General features: G+C 40.3%; 2 protein-coding genes. Both read right to left on the bottom strand.

What is annotated here, in order from left to right; all coding sequences use genetic code 11:
- Positions 1-28: 28 nt before the first annotated feature.
- Entirely contained in the window at positions 29-874 is an 846-nt protein-coding gene (locus JKG61_RS22740) for an IS3 family transposase (protein WP_237249594.1), read from the bottom strand.
- Positions 874-1,407, bottom strand: coding sequence for a helix-turn-helix domain-containing protein (locus tag JKG61_RS22735; RefSeq protein ID WP_262896225.1), 534 nt, complete (start codon positions 1,405-1,407; stop codon positions 874-876). Before JKG61_RS22735 ends, JKG61_RS22740 begins: the two co-directional genes overlap by 1 nt.
- Positions 1,408-1,450 lie beyond the last annotated feature (43 nt).

The raw sequence follows: 1,450 nt of genomic DNA, 5'->3' as shown, positions 1-1,450 counted from the left end.
TAGAGTGCCCCCAAAAGTTTAGACAAATTTAGTTATTAGATTTGTTATTGTAATGAGCTCGATATTCCATCGGGCTCATTCCGTTTAAATTGAGTTTTATCCTGTTGTTATTATAATATTCGATATATTCTCTGATATCTTTTTTAAGTTGATCACTTGATTCATATTTATTCCGGTAATAGAGTTCTGATTTCAAGGTACCAAAAAAGTTCTCGATTATGGCATTGTCCAGGCAATTGCCTTTTCGGGACATGCTCTGTATAATCCCGTTTCGTTGTAGTTTTTTTTGGTATTGTACCATCTGGTACTGCCATCCTTGGTCGGAATGTAGAATGAGTCCCGAAGAGTCAGTATCAAGTTTTCCTATGGCCTTATCAAGCATCTCCATTATCCCACGAAAGTTTGGTCGATCACTTAAGTTATAACTAATGATCTCCTGATTGAACAGGTCGATGATCGGTGAAAGATATAATTTTTTGTCCTTTACCCGGAATTCGGTAACATCGGTAGACCATTTTTGAAAAGGTTTCACAGCTTTAAAGTTTCTCTCAAGGACGTTTTGCGCTATCTTTCCGTGTTCTCCCCTGTAAGAACGGTATTTTTTAACCCTGATCGAACTTTTCAGACCGAGGTCCCCCATCAATCTATAGACAGTCTTGTGGTTTATTTTATATCCATCCTTACGAATACTCAGGGTGATCCGACGGTATCCATACCTTCCCTTATGAACAATATAGGTGCTTTTGATCATCTCTTTGAGCTGAGTATATCTGTCCTGTCGATTACCATGTTTGAGATAATAATAGAAAGTACTCCTTGCCATTTTCATGCAGCTCAGAAGAATCTCTAAGCTAAACCTTGGCCTTAGTTCCATTATGGCTTGCGTTTGCTGTCTTTTTGAACTAAGGCATGTAACTTTTTTAGCAGAGCATTTTCCGCACGTAGGTACTCGAGTTCCTGCTGAAGTTGCTCTTCCTTAGTCAGGGGAACCTTAGAAGCTCGCTTCTTTCGTTTGTTGGGTGATTTGTCGTTCTTTTCCATCGGTGCCCGGCCTTTAACCTGGGGCTTTAGCCCCTCAAAACCATGTGCTTCAACCTGCTTCCGCCAATTAACGATAATAGAAGGGCTCGGAAGATTGAAGCGCAGCATGGCCTCCATCAAAGATAGATTTTCTTCTTGGATTGTTTGGAGCACGGAGATTTTAAAGGACTGTGGATATACCGTATTAACTCCGCGGGGCTTTAAGCCTTCAATGCCAAACGATTCGAATTGCTTTTGCCAACGCCTGACCATATCATGGGATAGGGAATGTTCTTTAGAAATGGTTCTTACTGAACCGTGACCTTGAACGATCCGATCGACAATACTAAGTTTGAATTCCAAACTATGTTTTTTGTTTTTTCTCATAAAAATGCCCCCAGAAAGTGTCTAACTTTTTGGGGGCATTGCA

Source organism: Sphingobacterium faecale, assembly GCF_016746095.1.
Classification (GTDB): domain Bacteria; phylum Bacteroidota; class Bacteroidia; order Sphingobacteriales; family Sphingobacteriaceae; genus Sphingobacterium; species Sphingobacterium faecale.
The sequence above is the reverse complement of the archived record's forward strand: the minus strand, read 5'-3'. Positions and strand labels throughout refer to the sequence as shown.

Excerpts from the sequence above, each read along its gene's own strand:
- JKG61_RS22740 (WP_237249594.1), bottom strand. The coding sequence starts at position 874 with ATGGAACTAAGGCCAAGGTTTAGCTTAGAGATTCTTCTGAGCTGCATG.
- JKG61_RS22735 (WP_262896225.1), bottom strand. The coding sequence starts at position 1,407 with ATGAGAAAAAACAAAAAACATAGTTTGGAATTCAAACTTAGTATTGTC.